Here is a 15,030-nt window from a genome sequence, read left to right on the forward strand (position 1 = left end):
GCAGCGGGTTCGCGCAGCCACTTCACGCATGCTTCAGCCCATGCGGTTCCAATACGGGCCATGTTCCGACCTGCCCTGCGTCTCCAACGCCCCGCCACCTCCGAGACGCCCGACCTGCCGCAGCGCTTTGCGATTCCGGCCACCGTCGAACAGGTGCTGCTGGTGGCCAGCCTGTTCTGGGCCCTGGCGGCGAACCGGCTGTTCTTCGGTGCGGCGCTGAAGGACCGCGGCCTGGCCGACCCGGCCAGCTGGGGGTTCGCCCTGGCGCTGGGCGTGCTGCTGGTGGCGCTGCACTTCCTGCTGCTGGCGCTGGTGTCCAACCGCTGGACCGTCAAGCCGCTGCTGGCGGTGCTGACGGTGGCCACCGCCTTTGCCACCTTCTTCATGAAGAGCTACAGCGTCTTCCTGGACCCCTCGATGCTGCGCAACGTGCTGCGCACCGATGTCCACGAGGCGCGCGAGCTGTTCACCTGGACGCTGCTGCCGCACCTGCTGATCTACGCCGTGCTGCCGCTGCTGCTGCTGTGGCGGGTGCGCGTGGTGCAGCGCCCCTGGCGGCGCGCCGCGCTGGTGCGCCTGGGCGCGCTGCTGCTGGCCGCGGTGGCGGCCGTCGGTGCGCTGATGGCGGTGTTCCAGCCCTTCTCCTCGCTGATGCGCAACCACAAGGAAGTGCGCTACCTCATCACCCCGGCGAACTACCTCTGGTCACTGGGTGCGGTGGTCGCGGCCGACGCCAAGGGCGCCGCGCTGCCGCGCCAGGCGATCGGCACGGATGCCAGGCCCGGCCCGAGCTGGGCTGCCACGGCCACCCGCCCCCGCCTGCTGGTGCTGGTGGTCGGGGAAACGGCCCGCGCGGCCAACTGGGGCCTGAACGGCTATGCCCGCCAGACCACCCCCGAGCTGGCACAACTGCCGGTGATTCCCTTCAAGGACGTCACCGCCTGCGGCACCAACACCGAGGTGTCGCTGCCCTGCATGTTCGCCCCGGTGGGCCGGCGCGACTACGACGAGTCGCGCATCCGCGGCAGCGAGGGCCTGCTCCATGTGGCGGCCCGTGCCGGCGTGGCGGTGCACTGGCGCGACAACCAGTCCGGCTGCAAGGGCGTGTGCGACGGCCTGCCCAACGACAGCGTCGAGTCCCTCAAGCTGCCCGGCCTGTGCGCCGAAGGCCGCTGCCTCGACGAGGGTCTGCTGCAGGGCCTGGACCAGCGGCTCGCCAGCGCCAAGGGCGTGCAGTTGCTGGTGCTGCACCAGCTGGGCAACCACGGCCCGTCCTACTTCCGCCGCTACCCGGCAGCGTTCAACCGCTTCACCCCTGCGTGCGAGAGCGACGACCTGCGCCTGTGCAGCCGCGAGCAGATCGTCAACGCCTACGACAACGCCCTGCTCTACACCGACCACGTGGTCGCCCGCCTGATCCGCCAGCTGCAGGCCAGCGCCGGCCAGGTCGACAGCGCGGTGATCTATGCCTCCGACCACGGCGAGTCGCTCGGCGAGAACAACCTCTTCCTGCACGGCATCCCGCACGCCATCGCGCCGGATGTGCAGACCAAGGTGCCGATGCTGATGTGGTTCTCCCCCGGCTTCACGCAGGCGCTGGGCCTTGACACGGCCTGCCTGCAGCGGCGAGCGGCCGAGCCGGCCAGCCACGACCACCTCTTCCACACCCTGCTGGGCCTGCTCGACGTGCGCAGCAGCGTGCAGGAGCCACGCTGGGACCTGACGCAGGACTGCCGCAGCACGCCGCCCAGTATGGTGAACAGCGCGCCCCCCGCCGCGGCGACCGCGGCCCACTGACCCCGAGCGAGCCGCCACCCATGTCCGCCGCCAAGTCCGCCGGAGCAACTGCCGCGCCGCCCCGCCACCGCCTGCGCACCGACCTGGCCTGGGCGCTGGCCGGCGCCGCCCTGCTGCTGGCCTGGGACGGCTCCGGCCTGGACCGGCCCGTGATGCACCTGGTCGGCAACGCGCAGGGCTTTGCCTGGCGCGACGCCTGGCTGACCAGCAGCCTGATGCACGACGGCGGGCGGGCGCTGGCTTGGCTCATCTTCGGCCTGCTGCTGGTGGACACGCTGCGGCCGCTGCTGCCCGGCCCGGCGCGCGGCGAACGCTGGCGCGCCCTGGCGGCCACCCTGGCCTGCCTGGTGCTGGTGCCGGGCATCAAGCGCAGCAGCCACACCAGCTGCCCCTGGGACCTGGCCGAGTTTGGCGGCCGGGCGCAGTATGTGTCGCACTGGGCCTTTGGCGTCACGGACGGCGGCGGCGGGCACTGCTTCCCCTCCGGCCACGCGGTGGCGGCCTTCGCCTTCTTCGCGGTGTACTTCCTGATGCGGTGGCACCGGCCGGGCTTCGCGCGCGCCTGGCTGGCGGGCGTGCTGCTGGTCGGCGGCCTGTTCGGCGCGGCACAGATGCTGCGCGGCGCGCACTACCCCAGCCACACGCTCTGGTCGGCCTGGCTGTGCTGGGTCACCTGCGCGCTGGTGATGCAGTGGCCGCGCCTGCGCGCAGCGCTGTCACCGTCGGCATCGCCGGCCTGACCCGGTCTGCTGGGCCGACCTGGGCCTGACTGAGCCCGGGCCCGACCCCGACCCCGGCCCCAGACCCGGACCCGGTTCAGCCCGCCGCGGCTGCCTTGCGCCGCCGCTCCCGGCTGTTGGCCAGGTGGGTGCGCATCGCGGCGCGGGCGGCGTCGGCGTCCTGCGCCACCAGCGCGTCGTAGATGCTCTCGTGCTCGGCCTGTACCCGGCGCAGGTAGGCCTGGCGCTCGGGCGTGGGCGCCTGGCCCGGCTCCAGGCGCACACGCGGGATCACCTGCAGGCCGAGCGCATCCATCAGCTCGGCGAAGTGGCTGTTCTGCGTGGCGCGAGTGACCTCGCGGTGGAACTGGAAGTCGGCCTGCACGGCGTCGTGGCCGCCCTCGACGGCCGCGGCCATCTCGTCCAGCGCGGCGCGCATCACGCCCAGGTTCTGTACCGTGCGGCGCTGCGCCGCCAGCCCGGCGGCCTCGGTTTCCACGCCGATGCGCAGCTCCAGCACCGCGATCACGTCGTTGAGCGTGGCCATCTGTTCGGGTGCGATGCGAAAGCCCGGGCCCTCGCCCGCATCGCCCAGGCCGAGCACGAAGGTGCCCACGCCGTGGCGCGTCTCGACCAGCCCGGCCGCCTGCAGCTTGGAGATCGCCTCGCGCACCACCGTGCGGCTGACGCCGAACTCCGCCATCACCGCCGCCTCGGTGGGCAGCTTGTCGCCAGTGGCCAGCCGGCCGTCACGGATGCGCTCGGCCAACGCATCGACCAGCTCCAGCGCCAGCGTGCGGGGGCGGCGTCGGGGGATGGTCGATGCAGCAGAGGGAGCGTTCATGGGCAGGCGTGATGACAGTCGAGAAGGCCGTCGAGAAGGCGGCAGGAGGTTGGCGGCGGGCAGCCAGGACATCGGCGCTTCCCGCTTCCTTCAGTGGCCTCAGCGGCCGGCGATCAGGAGGGCGCGGAAGTCGTTCACGTTGGTGAGCGTCGGCCCCGTGACCACCGAATCGCCGAGACGGCCGAAGAACCCGTGGCCGTCATTGTCCGCCAGCCGGTCGAGCGCGTTCATCCCCTGCGCCCAGGCACGTGCCAGCGTGTCCGGCGTGGCGATCGCTCCGGCGATCTCCTCCGCACCGTCCACCCCGTCGGTGTCCCCGGCCAGCGCCCACACGCCAGGCTCGCCGCCCAGCGCCTGCGCCAGCGACAGCAGGCACTCCACGTTGCGCCCGCCGCGGCCCTGGCCGCGCAGCGTCACGGTGGTTTCGCCGCCGGAGAGCAACACGCAGGGCGGCGTGAAGGGCTGGCCGCGGCGCGCCGTCTGCAGCGCGATGCCCGCCAGCACCTTGCCGACGTCGCGCGCCTCGCCTTCCAGCGCATCACCCAGGATGTGCGCCGACCAGCCGGCCGCACGCGCCACCTCGGCCGCCGCCTCCAGCGCCAGCTGCGGCGCCGCCACCAGCCGCAGCTCGGCACGCGCCAGCCGCGGGTCGCCGGGCTTGACCGACTCGCCCTGGCCGCTCTCCAGCCACGCCCGCGCCGCGGCCGGCAGCTCGATGCCGAAGCGCCGCACGATGGCCAGCGCGTCAGCGCAGGTGGTGGCGTCCGCCACGGTCGGGCCCGAGGCGATGTCCACCGGGTCGTCACCCGGCACGTCGGAGATCGCCAGCGTCAGCAGCCGCGCCGGGTGGCAGGCGGCGGCGAGGCGGCCGCCCTTGATCGCCGAGAGGTGGCGGCGCAGGCCGTTCATCTCGCGGATCGTGGCGCCCGAGGCCAGCAGCGAGCGGTTGATGGCCTGCTTGTCGGCCAGCGTCAGCCCGGGCGCGGGCAGCGGCAGCAGCGCCGAGCCGCCGCCGGAGATCAGGCAGATCACCAGGTCGCGCTCGCTCAGCCCCTGCACGTAGGCCAGCAGCCGCTCGGCCGCGGCCAGCCCGGCGGCATCGGGCACCGGGTGGGCCGCCTCGATGATCTGGATGTGCGCGCAGGGCTGGGCGTAGCCGTAGCGCGTCACCACCAGGCCCTCCCAGCGCAGGCCCTGGCTGGCGGCCAGCGGCTGCCAGTGCGCCTCCAGCGCTGCGGCCATCGCCGCCGAGGCCTTGCCGGCGCCGATCACGACGATGCGCCCACCCGCGGCCTGCACCGCCGCCAGTTCCTCGGCCGACGGCAGGTGCGGTGGCAGGCACAGCGCCGGCTGGGCCGAGGCGATGGCGGCATCGAACAGGCGGCGCAGCAGCGCGCGCGCCTCGGCATCGGTCGGGGTGGTGGTCATCACATTGCAGGGGTCGGAACGGGAGGCCGAGGGTAAGCCAGCTCAGGCAGCCGGCGCCTGTGCCACCTCGTGGCCCGCCATCAGTTCCAACGCCTTGACCAGCGCGGAGTGGTCCAGCTGGTCCCAGCCCTGGGCGGCGCAGGCGTTCATCAGCTGCGCGGCGTTGGCCGTCTGCGGCAGCGCCACGCCCATCGCACGGGCGCCCTGCAGCGCCAGGTTCAGGTCCTTCTGGTGCAGGGCGATGCGAAAGCCCGGGTTGAAGGTGCGCTTGATCATGCGCTCGCCATGCACCTCCAGGATGCGGCTGGACGCGAAACCGCCCATCAGCGCCTGGCGCACCTTGGCCGGGTCCGCACCGGCCTTGCTGGCGAAGACCAGCGCCTCGCCCACCGCGGCGATGTTCAGCGCCACGATGATCTGGTTGGCCACCTTGGTGGTCTGGCCGGCGCCGACCGGGCCGACGTGGGTGATGTTCCGGCCCATCAGCGCGAATAGCGGCTGCACGCGGGCGAAGGCCGCCTCGCTGCCGCCGACCATGATGGTCAGGCTGGCGGCCTTGGCGCCCACCTCGCCGCCGGAAACGGGGGCGTCCAGGTAGTCCGCACCCAGCGCGGCGAGGCGCGCGGCGAACTGCTTGGTCTCGATCGGCGAGATGCTGCTCATGTCGACGACCAGCTTGCCGGCGCCACCATTGGAAGTCAGACCGGAAGCGACACCGTTCTCACCGAACAACACCTTCTCGACGTCCGGGGTGTCCGGCAGCATCGTGAAGACGATGTCGGCGCGCTCGGCCACCTCGCGGGCGCTGGCGCAGGCGACGGCGCCCGCATCGGTCAGCGCGGCCGGCACCGCGCTGCGGGTGTTGACGAAGAGCTGGTGCCCGGCGGCCAGCAGGTGGCCGGCCATCGGCGCACCCATGATGCCCAGGCCGATGAAGCCGAGGTTGAGGGAGGGAGTCGAAGAGGTCGTCATGGAATGCTTCTTTCGGATTCAATACTGAGCGGCGATCGGTCCGGCGCCCGGGTCGCGGAACTTGTCGGCCAGTGCCTGCGTCTGCATGCGCAGCACGCCCAGGTCGCTGCCCACGGCGACGAAGGTCATGCCCTGGGCCAGGTAGCGGCGCGCATCGGCTTCGGCCGGTGACAGGATCCCGGTGGGCTTGCCGGCGGCGCGGGCGGCGGCCTGCACCTCGGCGATGGCGGCCTGCACCTCCGGGTGGTTGGGTTGGCCAAGGTGGCCGTAGGCCGCGGCGAGGTCAGAGGGGCCGATGAAGAGGCAGTCCACCCCCTCCACCGCGGCGATCTCGGCGGCGGCAGCCACCGCGGCGCGGGTCTCGATCTGCACGATGACGCAAATCTCGTCGTTGACCCGCTGGAAGTAGTCCGGCACCGCGCCGTAGCGGTTGCTGCGCTGCGAGACCGACACCCCCCGCACACCCTGCGGCGGGTAGCGGGTGGCGGCCACCGCGGCGCGGGCCTGCTCGGCGCTGTCCACCATCGGGATCAGGAAGTTGTGGCAGCCCGCGTCCAGCAGCCGCTTGATCTGCACCGTGTCGTTCCAGGACGGGCGCACCACCGGCGCGCTCGGGCTGTCCTTGAGCGCCATCAGCTGCGGGATCAGCGTCAGCACGTCGTTGGGCGCGTGCTCGGCGTCCAGCAGCAGCCAGTCGAAGCCGGCCACACCGACCACCTCGGTGGTGATCGGGCTGCCCAGCGACAGCCAGCAGCCGATCTGGGTGCGGCCGGCGCGCAGGGCCTGGCGGAAGGTGTTGGGGAAAGGGGAATAAGGGGGGCGGCTCATGGGGGGTCCTGTTCTGCGGTCAGCGCACCAGGCAGGGCCGCTTCGGGTCGAAGGTCCAGCCGGGGATCAGGCACTGCATCGCGATGGCGTCGTCGCGCGCGCCCAGGCCGTGCTGCAGGTAGAGCTGGTGGGCCTTCTCGACCTCGACCATGTCCAGCTCGATGCCCAGGCCGGGCTTCTTCGGCACCGCGACGTGGCCGCCGACGATGGGCAGCGGCTCCTTCGTCAGGCGCTGGCCGTCCTGCCAGATCCAGTGGGTGTCGATGGCGGTGACCTTGCCGGGCGCGGCGGCGCCCACATGCGTGAACATCGCCAGGCTGACGTCGAAGTGGTTGTTCGAGTGGCTGCCCCAGGTCAGGCCCCAGTCGCGGCAGGTCTGCGCCACGCGCACCGAGCCGGCCATGGTCCAGAAGTGCGGGTCGGCCAGCGGGATGTCCACGCTCTGCAGGCTGAGCGCATGCACGAACTGGCGCCAGTCGGTGGCCACCATGTTGGTGGCCGTGGGCAGGCCGGTGGCGCGACGGAACTCGGCCATCACCTCGCGGCCGGAGAAGCCGCCTTCGGCGCCACAGGGGTCCTCGGCGTAGGCGACCACGCCGCGCATGCGCTGGCCCAGGCGGATGGCATCTTTCAGCAGCCAGCCGCCGTTGGGGTCGAGGGTGACGCGCGCGTCCGGGAAGCGCTCGTGGATCGCGGTGACGGCGTCCACCTCGGCATCACCGGCCAGCACGCCGCCCTTGAGCTTGAAGTCGTTGAAGCCGTACTTCTCGCGCGCGGCCTCGGCCAGGCGCACCACCGATTCGGGCGTCATCGCCGCCTCGTGGCGCAGGCGGAACCAGGCGTTGTCCGCGTCCGGCTCCGAGTGGTAGGGCAGGTCGGTCTTCGTGCGGTCGCCGACGAAGAAGAGGTAGCCCAGCATCTCGACTGAATCGCGCTGCCGACCCTCGCCGAGCAGGTCGCAGACCGGCAGGTTGAGGTGCTGGCCGAGCAGGTCCAGCATCGCCGACTCGATGGCGGCCAGCGCGTGGATCGTGATGCGCAGGTCGAAGGTCTGCAGCCCGCGCCCGCCGCGGTCACGGTCGGCAAAGGCCTTCTGCACCGCCTGCAGCACCGCCAGGTGGCTGCCCACGCCGACGACGAGTGCGGCCGCGTCCTCCAGCGTCTGGCGGATCTTCTCGCCGCCGGGCACCTCGCCCACGCCGGTGCGGCCGGCCGAATCGGTCAGCACCAGCAGGTTGCGGGTGAAGAAGGGGGCGTGCGCGCCGCTGAGGTTGAGCAGCATGCCGTCGCGCCCCGCAACGGGGATGGCGCGCAGCGATTGGATGGTGGGAGCGTGAGAGGACATGGCAGACGATGGGTATTTGGCAAGCAGCCGCCGCGGATCCGGCTCTGCCGGTCCGCTGGAGGCGCCCCCCTGGGGGGGGGAGCGGCGTCAGCCGCAACGGGGGGTTCAATCCGCGGTGATCTTGCGGGTCTCGATCAGCTGCTTCCAGCGCGCGTTCTCACGCGCCTGGTAGGCCACGAACTGCTCGGGCGTGTTGCCCACGATCTCCAGCCCCACCGAGGTGAACTGCTGCTTGACCTTGGGGTCGGCCAGCGCGGCCAGCAGGCCTTCATGCATCTTTGCGCGGACGTCGGCCGGGAGGCCCTTGGGGCCGACCACGGCCTGCCAGGACTGCACGTCGGCGCCCTTGATGCCCGACTCGCCCAGCGTCGGCACGTTGGGCAGCAGCGGCGAGCGCTTTTCGCTGGTGATGGCCAGCACCTTGAGCTTGCCGGCGTTGATGTGCTGCAGCACCGAGTTGATGTTCATGAAGCCGGCGTCCACCTGGCCGCCCAGCAGGTCGGAGATGGCCGGGCCACCGCCCTTGTAGGGGATGTGGGCGCCGGAGGTGCCGGTCTGCAGCCAGAACAGCTCGGCCGTCAGGTGGTCGGACGAACCGTTGCCCGACGAGGCAAAACTCATCTTGTCCGGATTCGCCTTGAGGTGGGCCAGCACGTCGGCCACCGACTTGTGCGGCGAGTTGGCCGGCACCACCAGCACGTTGGGCGCGGCCACCAGCACGGTGAGGTAGTCGAAGTCCTTGCCGGCCTCGTAGGGCACCGCCTTGAGCAGGTGCGGCGCGATCACCAGCGGACCCAGCGAGGTCACCAGGAAGGTGTAGCCGTCCGGCGCCGCACGCTTGACCTGGGCAGCCCCGATGGTGCCGGTGGCGCCCGCCTTGTTCTCCACCACAAAGGTCTGGCCCAGCCGCTCCTGCAGCTTCTGGCCGATGGCGCGGGCCACCGTGTCGGAGGCACCGCCCGGCGGGAAGGGCACCACCAGCGTGACGGGCTTGTCCGGCCAGGCGAAGGCGGGGGACATCAGCGCAGCGCCAAGGGTGAACGCAGCGGCCAGGGCGAACAGCTTCTTCATCGGGTGTCTCCGTGTGCTTCCGTCAAAGCGGGAAGGAAATTGTCGTTAGTCATCGTACAACATGACGACGCAGTGTCAACCCACCTGGCACCCTGATGCGACGACCAATCGCACAGGGTAAACCCGTCAATCGGCTGACTTGACACCGTGGCAGGGACCTGAAACTATGATCCATGTTGTACGACAACAAACAACGTCACCGACCCACTCTCACTGAAGGCGCCATGAGTTCCACCCGCCCCCCGCTCGTCATCCGCATGCACGCAGCGGACAACGTCGCCATCGTCGCCAACGACGGCGGGCTGGCGGCCGGCACCATGCTGCCCGGCCCGGTCGGCGCCGGGCTCGTGCTGCGCGAGCGTGTGCCGCAGGGCCACAAGGTGGCGCTGGCCGACCTCGCCGAGGGCGAGGTGGTGCGGCGCTACGACGTGCCCATCGGCTACGCGCTGCAGCCCATCCCGGCCGGCAGCTGGGTACACGAAAAGCGCCTGCGCATGCCCGCCGCGCGCGAGCTCCACGGCCTGCCGATGGCCACCGCGGCCCGCCCGCCGGTCGAGCCGCTGACCGGCCACACCTTCCAGGGCTACCGCAACGCCGACGGCTCGGTGGGCACGCGCAACCTGCTCGCCATCACCTCCACCGTGCAGTGCGTGGCCGGCGTGGTCGAGCACGCCGCGCGGCGCATCCGCGAGGAGCTGCTGCCGCACTATCCGAACGTGGACGGCGTGGTCGCGCTGGAGCACAGCTACGGCTGCGGCGTGGCGATCGACGCGCCCGACGCGGTGATCCCGATCCGCACCGTGCGCCACCTCTCGCTCAACCCCAACTTCGGCGGCGAGGTGCTGGTCGTCAGCCTGGGCTGCGAGAAGCTGCAGCCCGAGCGCCTGCTGCCCCCCGGCAGCATCCCGATCGCCGGGAGCACTGGAAGCGCCGGAGGCCCCCCCTCGGAAGAACCGCTCGATGTGGTCTGCCTGCAGGACGAGGCGCACGTGGGCTTCACCTCGATGCTCGATGACATCGTCGCGCACGCCCGCCCCCACCTGGAGCGCCTGAACGCCCGCCAGCGCGAGACCGTGCCCGCCAGCGAGCTGGTGCTGGGCGTGCAGTGCGGCGGCAGCGACGCGTTTTCCGGCGTCACCGCCAACCCGGCGGTGGGCTTCTGCGCCGACCTGCTGGTGCGTGCCGGCGCCACCGTGATGTTCAGCGAGAACACCGAGGTGCGCGACGCCGTCGAGCAGCTCACCGCCCGCGCGGCAACGCCACAGGTGGCGCAGCAGATCATCGACCAGCTCGGCTGGTACGACCGCTACCTCGACCGCGGCCAGGTCGACCGCGCCGCCAACACCACGCCCGGCAACAAGGCCGGCGGCCTGTCCAACATCGCCGAAAAGGCGATGGGCTCGATCATCAAGAGCGGCAGTGCGCCCATCGCCCACGTGCTGGCGCCGGGCGAGAAGCTCCGGCCCGGCCAGCGCGGCCTGGTCTACGCCGCCACGCCGGCCAGCGATTTCATCTGCGGCACGCTGCAGCTGGCCGCCGGCATGAACCTGCACGTCTTCACCACCGGCCGCGGCACGCCCTACGGCTTGGCCGCCTGCCCGGTGGTCAAGGTTGCCACCCGCAGCGACCTCGCCCGGCGCTGGCACGACCTGATGGACCTCAACGCCGGGCGCATCGCCGACGGCGAGCAGACCATCGAAGAAGCCGGCTGGGCCCTGTTCCACCTGCTGCTGGAGGTGGCCTCCGGCCGAAAGACCTGGGCCGAGCACTGGAAGCTGCACAACGCGCTGGTGCTGTTCAACCCGGCGCCGGTGACTTGAGGGGCGGTCAACGGAGCGTGGACGCTGACCGACTTATCGAGATCACCACCTTACCGCCGCCCACAATCGCGCTCGACTGACAATCGTCAGGTGGCCCAGGAGCAAATCAAGTATTGCAGGCTTCAAGTAGTGGGAAACTCGTCAGGACACGTCTGTGTCAAATCGTCTCCTGACTAGGCGTCACCGTCAACTCCACCAGACGCGCACTGTCCTACCGCGGACCGAGAACTCAGACGCCTTAAGGTCGCTGACGAAGACTTTCCGCAAGTGAGTGATGAACTGCTCGGTGTCTTTGTCGTCGATCTTCACGCCCGTGCCTTCGATCATTGTCTCTTCGCGTTGGTGCGTCCAGTAGGGGAGCTCGATAAAGAGGACGGGTGAACCATCGCGGCCGAACTCGACGCCTGACACCTTGCCACGTAGGTCTTGCACTGCAGCAGCAACCCGTTCCCCTTCGAAGTCGTTGTACTGCTTGACCATCTTGATAAGCGGAACCGCTTGAACGGTCCGTAGCCTGGGGGTCAGGAAGCCGGTGGACTGAAAACCCTTCTCGAGGCCATAGCCGATGCGGACGAACGTCTCGGCAACCTTGAGATCGACTTCGAGAGGCAGGACCATCTCAGGCGGTCTTGGAGTGCCGGGCACAGGTGCTGACGCCGCCGCTTGCGTGGATACGTAGTAGCCGCCCCCGTTGTTGCAGGCTGAGGCTAAGACGGTCGCAAGAATGAGGATGATGGAGCGCACGACTGGTTGAATGTGATGCCTAACAGCTAGCGTTTATCTGCCGCCCCCGAGGCGCAGGCAAGCGGGCGGCTGGGCAGCCAGCGGCAGATAAACCGTATTGAACTGAACCATGCACCATCCTCTGCGTGAGTAGGCGGCAGGCAGATCATCATGGGGATTGCTTGGTTGCCGGCCTGTCGCTGCGTCGATTATGGCCAGCCGGGCGGCGCTGGGACATCCCCCTGAGCGGCATAGCGGCATGGTAAGGGTCAGGTCTTGTCTTTTGTCATTCATGATCGTACTGGACATCTGTTGGCAAAATGCAAGACCTGACCCCAACAGTTACGCCCTGGTCAGGAAGTGGTCCAGTTCGGGGGCGAGCGGCGGTACCGGCTCAGTGAGGAGGGGGAACCCGGTGATTTCCAGCGCCGCGGGCCAGTCGGGCTGGCGCGGCGCGAAGCCGGGCGGGAAGAGGCCGAGCAGGGCCTCGCCCTCGTGGATCCAGTGGTGCATCACCCGCGAGACTGGCGGCAGGTTCAGCTCGGCGCGCAGGCGGTTGAGCGGCTCGGTGAAGAGTGGATCGAGGAAGCGGCGGTCCATGCCGCGCCAGAGCAGGCGCTTGAGCGGGCGGGGCCAACGCTCCAGTGTGCTGCCCATGGGTGACAGTCGCGGTGCGCGGTGCTCGGAGCGGAACACCGAGGGCGCCAGTTGCGCGGCGACGAAGGGAAGGCCGTCGGTCTCGCGCAGCAGGCGGGCGCCGAACGCGAAGGTCGAGCCCAGCAGCAGCGTCTGGCCGGGCACAACGTCGGCCTTCATCGCCTCCCAGGTCGGCCGCGCGTGATTGATCACGAAGGCCGCGACCAGGGTGAGTCCGGAACGGGACTCGTTGATGCGCGCGTCGGCCTGGGCCGTGCGCTGCGCCTGGGCGTTGCCGAGCGGGCGAAACACCACCCCCGCCGGCGCCACCAGGGCCTCGTGCATCGGGTTGGCGTAGAGGATCACCTCGTGCCCGCGCTGGCGCATCTGCGCGGCCAGACGCACGAAGGGCAGCACGTCACCGCTGCTGCCGACGGTCGAGATCAGGAGGCGCATGGCTGCAATGTTAACGTTGATAACATTGGCATGATCGTCGGGACCATGACCTCTCGTCAAGACCCAGGAAAGACCCGCTACCACCATGGCGACCTGCGTGCCGCCCTGCTCGCGGTGGGTGACGAGTTGCTGGACGAAGGCGGCCCGGTGGCGGTGACGCTGCGGGAGGCCGCCCGGCGCCTGGGCGTGTCGGCCACGGCCACGTACCGCCACTTCAGGGATCGGGACGCCTACCTCGGCGCCCTGGCGGTGCTCGGCTTCGAGGCCTTTGGCCAGGCGATGAACGAGGCCTTCCAGGCCACTCAGGCCAGGGCCGATGCCTCACCACTGCAGGCCATGGGGCTGGCCTACGTGCGCTTTGCGGTGGCCCGGCCCGGCCGCTTCCGCTTGATGTTCGGCCCGGCGGTGGCCGACCGATCGGCCCACCCGGCGCTTCAACAGGCGATCGAACAGGCCTCGCTGGCCTTCCGCTGCGCCGCCTCGGCCAAGACGGGGCCGGGCGGCCCCACGGACCAGCAGGCCGTGCTGACCATGCTGAAGGCCTGGGCGCTGGTGCACGGCCTGTCACAGCTGGTCATCGACGGCATGCTGCCGGGGCAGGAACCGGAGATGCTGGCCCGGGCGGTGCTGCAGGCAGCGCCATCGAGGTGACCAGTGCGCTCTCCGGTCACCCGCGGATTCACTCCCGCGAGCGCTGCAGCGTCATCGAGAAGGTGAAGCGCCCCATCGGGTGCAGCGTCACGGTGATTTCGAAGGCCTCGCCGTTGGCGTCCAGGTAGCGGCGCAGGATGCGCAGGGCCGGTGAATTCGGCTCGGCCCGCAGCGCCTCGGCACGTTCGCGCGGCAGGGTCGTCACGCCGATGTCCTGCTCGACGCGGGCGGCTGCGCGCGATCGTACTGACCTCGCTGACAGCGATGCCGCAGCGGTGCCCCGGCGTGCCGCCGCTGGCCGAGCGGACGCTGCCGGGCTTCGAGGCGGCCACCTGGTACGGCCTGTACGCCCCCAAGGGCACGCCCCGGGAGGTGATCCAGAAGCTGCACGCTGCCTACCTCAAGGCCCTGGCCGACAAGGACTGGCAGAAGAAGATGAGCGACCAGGGCATCCACCTGCTGCCCGAGGCCCAGTACGCCCCCGAGGCGCTGGCCCGCCACACCGCCGCCGAGGTGGAGAAGTGGCGCAAGGTGGCGACGGACGCGAAGATCCAGATCGATTGAGGCTCGGCCGGCGGGCGGTCTCGGGAGGGACCTGGGCGACAGAGCTGCGGGTCCGCACCGACTCGTCAGCATGCGGACCGCCTCCCTAGAATGCGGCACCTCCTCCCCGGTGACCGCCCCATGCCCGCTGCCTCCCCCCGCCGCCGCTTCCTGCGCCGCCAGACCCGCCTGCTCGCCATGCTGGCCGGGGCGCTCGGCGCGGCCCTGCTCGCCCCGGCGGCGCAGGCGCAGTCATCGTCGCAGTCGGCGGTGGACTTTCCGAACCGGCCGGTCACGCTGATCACCCCCTTCGCGCCCGGCAGCGGCCCGGACGCCGTGCTGCGCATGGTGGGCGAGAAGCTCAGCAAGCTCTGGAACCAGCGCGTCAACATCGAGAACAAGCCGGGCGGCGGCGGCTTCATCGCCATCGAGGCGGCACGCCGCGTGGCGGCCGACGGCTACACCCTGCTGCAGCTCGACAGCGAGCACCTCGCCGCGCTGCCGCACCTGTACAAGCAGCGCGGCTTCGTGACGCTGCAGACCTTCGACCCGGTGGCGGTCCTGTTCCGCACGCCCTTCATGGTCACGGTGTCCGCCGCCGGGCCGTACAAGACCCTGGGCGATCTGGTGGGCACCGCCAAGGCCGCCGCGGGCACGCTGAGCTACGGCTCCTGGGGCGTCGGCAGCCCGGGCCACCTGGGCGGCGAGCAGCTCGAAGAGGCCACCGGCACCAAGATGTCGCACGTCGCCTTCCGGGACGTCGGCCAGCTGTACGGCAACGTCGGCAGCGGCGAGCTGGCCTGGGCCTGGGCGTCCATCCCCTCCAGCCAGGGCGTCTACAGGGCCGGCAAGCTGCGCTACCTCGCCGTGGCCGCGCCCAAGCGCCTGCCGCAGCTGCCCGATGTGCCCACCGTGGGCGAGGCGGGCGGGCCCGCCGGCTTCGAGGTCAACTCCTTCGTCGTGCTCGCCGCCCCCAAGGGGCTGTCGAACGCGCTGCGCGCCAAAATCAACGCCGATGTCGCCCGCGCGGTGGCCGACCCGGAGGTGAAGGCCCGCTTCGACGCCTTCGCCTTCGAGACGCTGCCCTGGTCGCCCGAGGAAATCATCAGGCAGGCCGAGGTGAAGTCCAAGGTCTACGAGGCCCTGGTCAAGCGCGGCAACATCAGCCTCGAATGACCGCCGACTGACCCCAAGGGA

At 70.7% G+C, this 15,030-nt stretch carries 15 protein-coding genes; 6 read left to right on the forward strand and 9 right to left on the reverse strand.

What is annotated here, in order from left to right; genetic code table 11:
- The first annotated feature begins 60 nt into the window (after window positions 1-60).
- Window positions 61-1,797, forward strand: coding sequence for a phosphoethanolamine transferase (locus NGK70_RS21325; RefSeq protein ID WP_251970479.1), 1,737 nt, complete (start codon window positions 61-63; stop codon window positions 1,795-1,797).
- Between the two features lie 20 nt (window positions 1,798-1,817).
- A complete protein-coding gene (locus NGK70_RS21330; protein ID WP_251970480.1) occupies window positions 1,818-2,537 on the forward strand; it encodes a phosphatase PAP2 family protein in 720 nt (239 codons plus the stop codon).
- Between the two features lie 76 nt (window positions 2,538-2,613).
- Here the strand turns inward: NGK70_RS21330 and NGK70_RS21335 are convergent, their stop codons facing one another.
- The 6 genes from NGK70_RS21335 to NGK70_RS21360 all read right to left on the reverse strand — a co-directional run bounded on the left by NGK70_RS21335 (window position 2,614) and on the right by NGK70_RS21360 (window position 9,004).
- Window positions 2,614-3,360 (reverse strand): FadR/GntR family transcriptional regulator, encoded by a 747-nt coding sequence (locus tag NGK70_RS21335; RefSeq protein WP_251970481.1) that lies wholly within the window; start codon window positions 3,358-3,360, stop codon window positions 2,614-2,616.
- Window positions 3,361-3,459: 99 nt separating this feature from the next.
- On the reverse strand, window positions 3,460-4,788 hold the full coding sequence (locus tag NGK70_RS21340; RefSeq protein WP_251970482.1) for a glycerate kinase type-2 family protein: 1,329 nt from the start codon (window positions 4,786-4,788) through the stop codon (window positions 3,460-3,462).
- A 42-nt stretch (window positions 4,789-4,830) separates the two neighbouring features.
- Window positions 4,831-5,760: a 2-hydroxy-3-oxopropionate reductase gene (locus tag NGK70_RS21345; RefSeq protein ID WP_251970483.1), complete on the reverse strand. Its 930-nt coding sequence runs from the start codon at window positions 5,758-5,760 to the stop codon at window positions 4,831-4,833.
- Window positions 5,761-5,778: 18 nt separating this feature from the next.
- Window positions 5,779-6,588, reverse strand: a complete 810-nt coding sequence (gene garL / locus NGK70_RS21350) for a 2-dehydro-3-deoxyglucarate aldolase (protein ID WP_251970484.1) — start codon at window positions 6,586-6,588, stop codon at window positions 5,779-5,781.
- Window positions 6,589-6,607: 19 nt separating this feature from the next.
- Window positions 6,608-7,933: a glucarate dehydratase gene (gene gudD, locus NGK70_RS21355; RefSeq protein WP_251970485.1), complete on the reverse strand. Its 1,326-nt coding sequence runs from the start codon at window positions 7,931-7,933 to the stop codon at window positions 6,608-6,610.
- A gap of 105 nt (window positions 7,934-8,038) precedes the next feature.
- A complete protein-coding gene (locus NGK70_RS21360; RefSeq protein ID WP_251970486.1) occupies window positions 8,039-9,004 on the reverse strand; it encodes a Bug family tripartite tricarboxylate transporter substrate binding protein in 966 nt (321 codons plus the stop codon).
- Window positions 9,005-9,228: 224 nt separating this feature from the next.
- Between NGK70_RS21360 and garD the strand changes: the two genes are divergently transcribed.
- Complete coding sequence (gene garD, locus NGK70_RS21365; RefSeq protein ID WP_251970487.1) at window positions 9,229-10,824, forward strand: galactarate dehydratase; 1,596 nt, start codon at window positions 9,229-9,231, stop codon at window positions 10,822-10,824.
- Window positions 10,825-11,010: 186 nt separating this feature from the next.
- Here garD and NGK70_RS21370 read toward each other — a convergent pair whose 3' ends face one another.
- Both NGK70_RS21370 and NGK70_RS21375 read right to left on the reverse strand, forming a co-directional pair.
- Entirely contained in the window at window positions 11,011-11,442 is a 432-nt protein-coding gene (locus tag NGK70_RS21370; protein ID WP_251970488.1) for a hypothetical protein, read from the reverse strand.
- A 447-nt stretch (window positions 11,443-11,889) separates the two neighbouring features.
- Window positions 11,890-12,639, reverse strand: coding sequence for a glycosyltransferase (locus NGK70_RS21375; RefSeq protein WP_251970489.1), 750 nt, complete (start codon window positions 12,637-12,639; stop codon window positions 11,890-11,892).
- A 45-nt stretch (window positions 12,640-12,684) separates the two neighbouring features.
- Between NGK70_RS21375 and NGK70_RS21380 the strand changes: the two genes are divergently transcribed.
- Window positions 12,685-13,290 carry a TetR/AcrR family transcriptional regulator gene (locus NGK70_RS21380; protein WP_251970490.1) on the forward strand — a complete coding sequence of 202 codons (606 nt, stop codon included), beginning with the start codon at window positions 12,685-12,687 and terminating at the stop codon, window positions 13,288-13,290.
- 28 nt (window positions 13,291-13,318) lie between these two features.
- On the opposite strand, the gene NGK70_RS21385 is transcribed toward NGK70_RS21380, so the two are convergent.
- On the reverse strand, window positions 13,319-13,495 hold the full coding sequence (locus NGK70_RS21385) for a UTRA domain-containing protein (RefSeq protein WP_251970491.1): 177 nt from the start codon (window positions 13,493-13,495) through the stop codon (window positions 13,319-13,321).
- Between NGK70_RS21385 and NGK70_RS21390 the strand changes: the two genes are divergently transcribed.
- Both NGK70_RS21390 and NGK70_RS21395 read left to right on the forward strand, forming a co-directional pair.
- Window positions 13,441-13,854: a tripartite tricarboxylate transporter substrate-binding protein gene (locus NGK70_RS21390; RefSeq protein WP_428985543.1), complete on the forward strand. Its 414-nt coding sequence runs from the start codon at window positions 13,441-13,443 to the stop codon at window positions 13,852-13,854. The genes NGK70_RS21385 and NGK70_RS21390 overlap by 55 nt on opposite strands.
- Before the next feature lie 177 nt (window positions 13,855-14,031).
- Window positions 14,032-15,009 carry a Bug family tripartite tricarboxylate transporter substrate binding protein gene (locus NGK70_RS21395; RefSeq protein WP_251973856.1) on the forward strand — a complete coding sequence of 326 codons (978 nt, stop codon included), beginning with the start codon at window positions 14,032-14,034 and terminating at the stop codon, window positions 15,007-15,009.
- Window positions 15,010-15,030: the final 21 nt, after the last annotated feature.

Source organism: Sphaerotilus microaerophilus (genome assembly GCF_023734135.1).
Lineage (GTDB): Bacteria > Pseudomonadota > Gammaproteobacteria > Burkholderiales > Burkholderiaceae_C > Sphaerotilus > Sphaerotilus microaerophilus.

Coding starts and splice junctions, on each gene's coding strand:
- NGK70_RS21370 (WP_251970488.1), bottom strand. CDS start 11,442: ATGGTCCTGCCTCTCGAAGTCGATCTCAAGGTTGCCGAGACGTTCGTC.
- NGK70_RS21345 (WP_251970483.1), bottom strand. CDS start 5,760: ATGACGACCTCTTCGACTCCCTCCCTCAACCTCGGCTTCATCGGCCTG.
- NGK70_RS21325 (WP_251970479.1), top strand. CDS start 61: ATGTTCCGACCTGCCCTGCGTCTCCAACGCCCCGCCACCTCCGAGACG.
- NGK70_RS21360 (WP_251970486.1), bottom strand. CDS start 9,004: ATGAAGAAGCTGTTCGCCCTGGCCGCTGCGTTCACCCTTGGCGCTGCG.
- NGK70_RS21330 (WP_251970480.1), top strand. CDS start 1,818: ATGTCCGCCGCCAAGTCCGCCGGAGCAACTGCCGCGCCGCCCCGCCAC.
- garL (WP_251970484.1), bottom strand. CDS start 6,588: ATGAGCCGCCCCCCTTATTCCCCTTTCCCCAACACCTTCCGCCAGGCC.
- NGK70_RS21395 (WP_251973856.1), top strand. CDS start 14,032: ATGCTGGCCGGGGCGCTCGGCGCGGCCCTGCTCGCCCCGGCGGCGCAG.
- NGK70_RS21375 (WP_251970489.1), bottom strand. CDS start 12,639: ATGCGCCTCCTGATCTCGACCGTCGGCAGCAGCGGTGACGTGCTGCCC.
- gudD (WP_251970485.1), bottom strand. CDS start 7,933: ATGTCCTCTCACGCTCCCACCATCCAATCGCTGCGCGCCATCCCCGTT.
- NGK70_RS21380 (WP_251970490.1), top strand. CDS start 12,685: ATGACCTCTCGTCAAGACCCAGGAAAGACCCGCTACCACCATGGCGAC.
- NGK70_RS21340 (WP_251970482.1), bottom strand. CDS start 4,788: ATGACCACCACCCCGACCGATGCCGAGGCGCGCGCGCTGCTGCGCCGC.
- garD (WP_251970487.1), top strand. CDS start 9,229: ATGAGTTCCACCCGCCCCCCGCTCGTCATCCGCATGCACGCAGCGGAC.
- NGK70_RS21335 (WP_251970481.1), bottom strand. CDS start 3,360: ATGAACGCTCCCTCTGCTGCATCGACCATCCCCCGACGCCGCCCCCGC.